Annotated in this window: 3 protein-coding genes; 1 reads left to right on the forward strand and 2 read right to left on the reverse strand. The window is 42.6% G+C overall.

Annotation, left to right across the window (positions count from 1 at the left end; genetic code table 11):
- Window positions 1-86: 86 nt before the first annotated feature.
- Both ACFE90_RS34030 and ACFE90_RS34035 read right to left on the reverse strand, forming a co-directional pair.
- The gene (locus tag ACFE90_RS34030; protein WP_375506701.1) at window positions 87-1,529 is read right to left on the reverse strand and encodes an ammonium transporter; all 1,443 of its coding nucleotides are present in this window, start codon (window positions 1,527-1,529) and stop codon (window positions 87-89) included.
- Between the two features lie 491 nt (window positions 1,530-2,020).
- A complete protein-coding gene (locus tag ACFE90_RS34035) occupies window positions 2,021-2,344 on the reverse strand; it encodes a YnfA family protein (RefSeq protein ID WP_375506702.1) in 324 nt (107 codons plus the stop codon).
- Between the two features lie 266 nt (window positions 2,345-2,610).
- Here ACFE90_RS34035 and ACFE90_RS34040 point away from each other — a divergent pair, with 266 nt between their 5' ends.
- Entirely contained in the window at window positions 2,611-7,284 is a 4,674-nt protein-coding gene (locus tag ACFE90_RS34040) for a GAF domain-containing protein (RefSeq protein ID WP_375506703.1), read from the forward strand.
- Window positions 7,285-7,501: the final 217 nt, after the last annotated feature.

The raw sequence follows: 7,501 nt of genomic DNA on the forward strand, positions 1-7,501 counted from the left end.
GCAAATTAAACAATATTAAATTGGGGTTGGGGGAATGGGGAATGGGGGAGAATAATAACTCCCTACTCCCTCCTCCCTACTCCCTACTAAGTGGGACGATCGCCAAACTCGGAATTGTAACCTTCTTCACCGTGTTCGTTGATATCCAAACCTTGCAATTCAGCTTCCTCTTTGACTCGCAGCCCGACTGTAGCATCGATAACCTTGAGGATAATCCACGTACCAACACCTGCGATCACATAAGCAACGGCAATTGCTGCTAGTTCAACTCCCAATTCACCTAAATTACCACGTAGCACCCCGTCTTTACCTCCGCCGTTGACTTGAGTCGTGGCAAAGATGGCGGTTAAAATTGCCCCCACTGTTCCACCAACGCCATGCACGGGATAGGTATCTAAAGCATCGTCAATTTCTAGCTTGTGCTTGAAACTCACAGCATAGAAGCAAACAAAGGCGGTAATAAAACCAATTAAAATCGCTGATAGCGGTGTTACAAATCCGGCTGCGGGAGTGATGCCAACTAAACCAGCAACGGCTCCTGTAGCTGCTCCCACGGCTGTCGGTTTACCCCGTAAAACTGCTTCCAAAATTAGCCACATTAAAGCTGCCGCCGCCGCCGCCGTATTGGTGGCAACAAAGGCTGTTGTTGCTAAATTTGTTGTTAAGTTTCCAGAAGTTCCACTAGCAACAGATAGGGCACTGCCAGCGTTGAAACCGAACCAGCCAAACCACAGCAAGGCAGCACCCAGCAAAATGAAGGGGACGTTGTGCGGCGGGCTAAGACGATCGGGATGGGTTTTCCGAGGCCCAAGGACGATCGCAGCTACTAGCGCTGAAACGCCAGAACTAATATGAACAACTGTGCCACCTGCAAAGTCGAGGGCACCTAATCCACCAGCCAAACCTAAGAATCCACCTTTTGCCCATACCATGTGGGCCAGGGGGGCGTAAACAAAGGTTGACCACAGCAGCACAAACAGCGAATAGGCGCGGAAACTCATCCGCTCAACGATCGCCCCAGAAATTAAGGCTGGGGTGATAATGGCAAACATGGCTTGATAAATCATGAATGCCTGATGGGGTATCGTTCCGGCGTATGAGACGAAATCAGCATATTTGGGGTCTGCTGCTTTGAGGGCGTCTTCGTATGGCAGATGCGGCAAGTAGCCTTGAGTTTCTAAACCAACACCGTTCAACCCTAACCATTGCAATCCACCGACAAATGGTAAACCTGGTGCAAAAGCAAGACTATAACCCCAGAGAATCCAGGTAACTCCCACGATCGCCATCAACACAAAGCTCATCATCAATGTGTTTAGGATATTGCGCGATCGCACAAATCCACCATAAAAGAACGCCAATCCTGGTGTCATTAGCAGTACCAGTGCTGCTGAAATCAGCATAAATGCCGTATCTCCAGTATCAGCAGCAGGCACAGCAGCTGGTGTTTGGGCAAAAGCATTGCCCATCAGCGGCCCTCCTAAAAACAGTAGGGTCATAGCCCCAATGATCACAATTTTCTTCAACACTTTTTCCTTCCTAAGCACCAATTATTTGTATACTTAACTACATTTGATTACTTTTAGTTATACATTTTTGTGTTGAAAGTTACTTAACCTTAATTTTCTGGAAATGTCAACGAAAATATAATCCTGTTTGTAGTTGCCAACGTTTAAATAAGGGTGTAGCCATGCAATCATTGCATGTTTATTTTTTGAAGAATAGCATTTTATTCAAGCGCTACAAAATTTCAAAATTTTAGTTACCTACTGTTACAAACCAAGAACCTTGTGATAATTGAGAATTATTGTAAATTATTGTCAGTCACTTTGATCAGAGAATTTAGCCAAATATGTCTATGATTTTTGTTGATATCTCCCGCATACATGCGTAGATATCCAGATGCCTGATTCTTACAGGTTAGTTGCCAAAAAATCTTTGCAATTTTGGATGAGGTTATTATCCCTTTAAAAGGTAATACTGTAAAAGTTCTTGGTCAAAAATAATATAGAAATTTTACTTAAGTTCTGGGTGCAAACATGATAATTAAAACACTCACTAAAGCTAAACATGCTCCGATTAAGTCGTAGCGGTCTGGAGTAACCCCGTCTACCTTCCAACCCCAAAACATTGCCATTGCGATAAACACGCCGCCGTAAGCCGCATAGACTCTGCCAAAATTTGCCGATTGGAGAGTTGCAATAATCCCATAGAAAACTAAAGCAGTTCCTCCCAAGATGCCCCACCAGAACGGTTTACCTTCGCGCAACCACAACCAAATCAGGTAGCCGCCCCCGATTTCAAATAAACCAGCCCACAAAAAATACAGTAGGGACTTAATCATTTAACAGATTCTTTAATAAGATCGAACTCAGTGAAATTACGCTAACGCTTTTAACTAAAGTGTTGTCATTAATTAAAGTAAGTTTGTTGACAAATTGGGGATTGGGGATTGGAACTAGGCACTGGGGACTGGGTACTGGGTACTAAGGAATGGGAAAAAACAAGATAAAGACTTCTTTTTTAAGAATTCCCCCTAATCCGCAATCCTTAATCCCCAATCTCCAGTTCCCAATCCCTAGTCCCCAGTCCCTAATCCCCAGAATAAGGATGAAAGCACCATTACCTGATAACGAAACACAGAGAATCGAGACGCTTTTGGAGTATAAGATTCTCGACACACCATCTGAAGCCGTTTTTGACGACCTCACCCGTTTAGCCTCGTATATTTGTCAGACTCCTATTGCCTTAGTTAGCTTAATTGATACAAACCGTCAGTGGTTCAAGTCAAAAGTCGGAATGGAAGCCCTAGAAACACATCGAGATTTCGCATTCTGTGCCCATGCTATTCTACAGCCTGATGTTTTTGTTGTGCCTGATGCAACCGATGACGAAAGGTTCGCCACCAACCCACTGGTAACATCTGATCCAAAGATTCGGTTTTATGCTGGTGTACCTCTGACTAATCCTGAGGGATATGCACTAGGAACCCTATGTGTAATTGACTACGTACCACGAGAACTTACACCAGAACAAGTGGAGGCATTACGAACTTTAGGCCGTCAAGTCATCAAACAACTGGAATTACGCCGAAATTTAGCAAGTTTGGTACTTATAACCAAGAAAGGCAAACAGGCGCAGAGGGTACATAAGCAATTTTTCAAAAAGATTGCAGCAGGTTTTGGTTTAGCATCGGCAATTTTAGTTCTGATTGGCGTGGTTTCTTATCAAAATACAAGAGTATCTACTAATAATCGCACTATAGAAAAAAACACTTATAAAAAAATCAACACTCTAGAAAAACTACAATACCAGATAAAGGATGCTGAGACTGGACAAAGTGGTTACATGCTAACTGGAAAACAAACTTATCTCAAACCTTATCAAGCAGCACTTGCTAACGTCGAGCAAGAAATTGCCAACCTGAAAAATTTAACAGCAGATCAACCGAATCAACAAAAGCAAATTGCAACCCTTGAATTTCTAATAACGGCTAAACTTACTGAACTAAAACAAACTATTGACTTACGCCAAAACAAGGGATTAGAGGCGGCATTGCAAGTACTAGTGAAAAATGATCAACACAATCTCATGGATGATATCCGCAAGGCGATCAATGAGATGGAAAACGAGGAAAGGGGACGACTCCAACAGCAGTTACAAGCAAAAAAAGCCACTAGTCGCAACACAATTCTGACACTTGCGATCGCCATAAGCCTAAGTTTTATCGTTCTTGCTGTAGTCTACTACTTCATCTATCGTGAGGTCATTGAGCGCAAAAGAACAAAAGAAGCCTTAAACCAAGAACACAACTTTATCTCAGCAGTCCTGGATACAGCCAGCGCTTTAGTAGTAGTTGCCGACTCCCAAGGAAAAATTGTTCGCTTCAATCAAGCTTGTGAGCAAACAACAGGTTACTCCTTCGATGAGGTGAGGGGTAGGTATTTTTGGAACTTGTTCCTACTTCCTGAAGAGGTGGAGTCAGTCAAAGCAGTTTTTGAGCAATTGCTAACTGGTAGAGGCTTCTTAGAACACGAAAACTATTGGGTAATGAAGGATGGCAGCCGCCGACTGATTGCCTGGTCGAATACCTTCTTAAAAGACTATGAAGGATCAGTGGAATACATTGTTAGCACTGGCATTGACATCACCGATCACAAACGAGTACAACAGCATTTAACTTCACAATATGTTGCAACTCGCGTTTTAGCAGAGTCCGCCACGATTAGCGAAGCTACTCGCCAAACCCTGCAAGGGATCTGCGAGAGTTTGGCATGGGATTTGGGTGAAATTTGGATGGTGGATGAGCAAGCAAATGTGCTGCGTTTTGTCGATATGTGGCATAAAGCATCCCTTGAGATGCAAGAGTTTGAAGCCCTGAATCGGCAAACCACCTTTGCACCAGGAATTGGGCTACCTGGCCGGGTTTGGGCTAGTTCTGAACCTGTTTGGATCGCTGATATCGTTAAAGAACTCAGTTTCTTCCGCTTCAAAATCAGCGCTGAAGTACAACTACACGCAGCTTTTGCTTTTCCGATCCGTAGCGGTCACAAAATCCTTGGTGTGATTACCTGTTTTAAGCGTCAGATCCAACCGCCTGACCAAGATTTGATCAAAACGATGAATTCTATCGGTGAGCAAGTGGGGCAATTTATCCAGCGTAAAGAGGCTGAAGAAGAAGTACAACGGCAAAACTTGCGATCGCAATTATTTACCGAAATCGCCCTCAAGATTCGCCAGTCTTTGCAAATCGAAGAAATTCTCCAAATCACTGTGGAGGAAGTACAAAGAATTCTCCAGACTGACCGAGTTTTAATCTATCAAGTTTTGCCAGATGAGTCTGCAACCACCGTCATTGAAGCAGTAGTTTCTGGCTTACCAACAATCAAAGAGCAAAACATCAGCGCCCCCTACTTTCGAGCCGAATACCTACAGCAGTACTATCTACAGCAGTACCGTCAAGGACAAATTTTAGGGCTAGCTAACTTCGATCTGCCAGAAGTCGAACAAAACCATCTGGAATTAATTCAACATTTTGGAGTCAAAGTCAATTTGGTTGTGCCCATTCTTGTCAAAGAAGAACTTCGTGGTTTGCTCATAGTTCATCAGTGTGACGATTCTCACCACTGGTCTAGCTTTGAAACTCATCTTTTGCGACAAATAGCCGACCAAGTAGGTATTGCCTTAGCCCAAGCCCAATTATTAGCAGCAGAAACTCGTCAGCGACAAGAACTTGAAATTGCCCGTCGCCAAGCCGAATTAGCTTCTCAGGCTAAAAGTGCCTTTTTGGCAAATATTAGTCATGAAATTCGCACTCCGATGAATGCTGTATTGGGCATGACCGGTTTAGTATTAGATACTCCCTTAGACCCAGAACAGCGAGATTTTATTGAAACAATTCGTAGTAGTGGAGACGCCCTTTTAAGTTTAATCAACGAGATTTTGGATCTTTCCAAACTTGAGGCTGGAGAGATGGCTCTTGAAACTCTAGATTTTGACCTATCCACTTGTGTGGAAGAAGTGGTGGAATTATTGGCTCCCTCAGCCCATAACAAGGGATTAGAAATTGCCGCACTGATTGAGCATAACGTCCCCACCCATCTCAAAGGAGATACTGGTAGGCTGCGGCAAATTCTCATGAACTTAATCAGCAACGCTATCAAGTTCACCAGCGCTGGCGAAGTATTAGTGCAAGCCGAATTGCGAACCCTTACCTCTACTACAGCCACCATTCATTTTGCCATCACAGATACAGGTCTTGGCATTAGCCCTGAAGATCAACGCAAACTCTTTATGCCATTTACCCAAGTGGACGCTTCTACCACTCGCAAGTATGGTGGTACCGGTTTGGGATTAGCCATTTGTAAACAACTAGTGACTTTGATGGGAGGAGTAATTGGGGTAGAAAGTCAGATCGGGAAAGGATCTAAGTTTTGGTTTGAGGTGCTTTTTACAAAGCTTGTTGAGCCTGCTTTACCAAAATGCGAACACGAACTTTTGAAAAATCGCCGCTTGTTATTAGTGGATAACAACGCTATTAATTACAAAATTATCTACCATCAAGCTAATCATTGGGGAATGCAGGTAGATCAAGCTGACAGTATTGCTGCTGCCCTCAAAGTTATTCGGTCAGCTTATGAGCAGGGTAAATCTTATGATGTTGCCTTGGTTGATATAAAGAATGACATGACAATAGAAGAACAAATTAAAGCCAATTCTGCAATTACTGAAATACCTTTGATTATGCTCACCTCTACTAATCAACGGGATGAAGTGCAGCAGACGCTCAAAATTGGATTTGCTGCTTATTTGGTCAAACCGATTAAGCCATCACGACTCCTTGATGCCATTACGAATATTTTAGAAACTCAGTCAGAATCAGAACAAGGGGCTAAAGGCTCTTGGCTAAAGGCTACTAAAAAAATCCAGAGTCCAGATTCAGGCATTCTGACCTCCTCTTCTCCTTACCCTGCTACTAAATCGAAGTTAAGAATTCTCTTAGCTGAAGATAATTTGGTAAATCAGAAAGTAGCCTTGAAGCAACTCGATAGTTTGGGCTACAAAGCCGATGTTGTTGCTAATGGCAAGGAAGTTTTGCAGCTATTAGAAAAAATTCCTTACGATTTGATTCTAATGGATTGCCAAATGCCAATTCTTGACGGTTTAGAAACCACAAAAGAAATTCATCGTTGGCAAGAAGATACTTTTGCTCTGGGTCGTCGTCCTGTAGTGATTGCGATGACCGCTAATGCGATGAAAGAAGATCAAGAAAGGTGTCTCAATGCCGGAATGGATGACTATCTGACCAAGCCAGTGTTTAAAGAAAAATTGGCTGCGACTCTAGAGCATTGGACAGGTGTAATCCTCTCAAAACAAGAGGCAGTTGTATATGAGCAGACAGTTACTACTGATTTAGCAATTGATTGGGAACACTTGCATCGGATATCGGGAAATGACACAGAATTTGAGTTAAGTCTATTGCAAGTATGCGTTGAAGATATTAAACCCCGTTTAGAGATAATTAAAGCAGCGATCGCATCTCATGACTTTGGGCAAATTGCGCGAGAAGCTCATCACCTTAAAGGTGCTAGTGCCAACATTGGAGCCACAGCTATGTATCTAGCATCTGACAAACTAGAACGATTAGCTTACCATCAAGACCTTAGAAATACCACTAACTTAATTTTAGAGTTAAAAGAATTTCTTAACTGCATTCAAGATTTTTTAATCAGAAAGCAGGTAACAAATCGCACCTTATTACCAACCAAAAAGGATGGTGCATAAACCCGCGATTAATGCAAAAACAGCCTTGATGTACCCGTGTTACTAAAAATTTGTATATAATACTACAAAACTATACTGCACGAAAAGCTGCATCAAATCTTCTTACACCTCCAAAAACTTTAGCTGATATAGTAGCTGATACCGTCGGTATTTGGCTATTTATCATGAAACTATCCCACTAATAAAAAAGTATGGTAATCTACTTCTCAACAAGGAG

Origin of the sequence: uncultured Nostoc sp. (assembly GCF_964245445.1) — a bacterium.
Taxonomy (GTDB): domain Bacteria; phylum Cyanobacteriota; class Cyanobacteriia; order Cyanobacteriales; family Nostocaceae; genus Nostoc.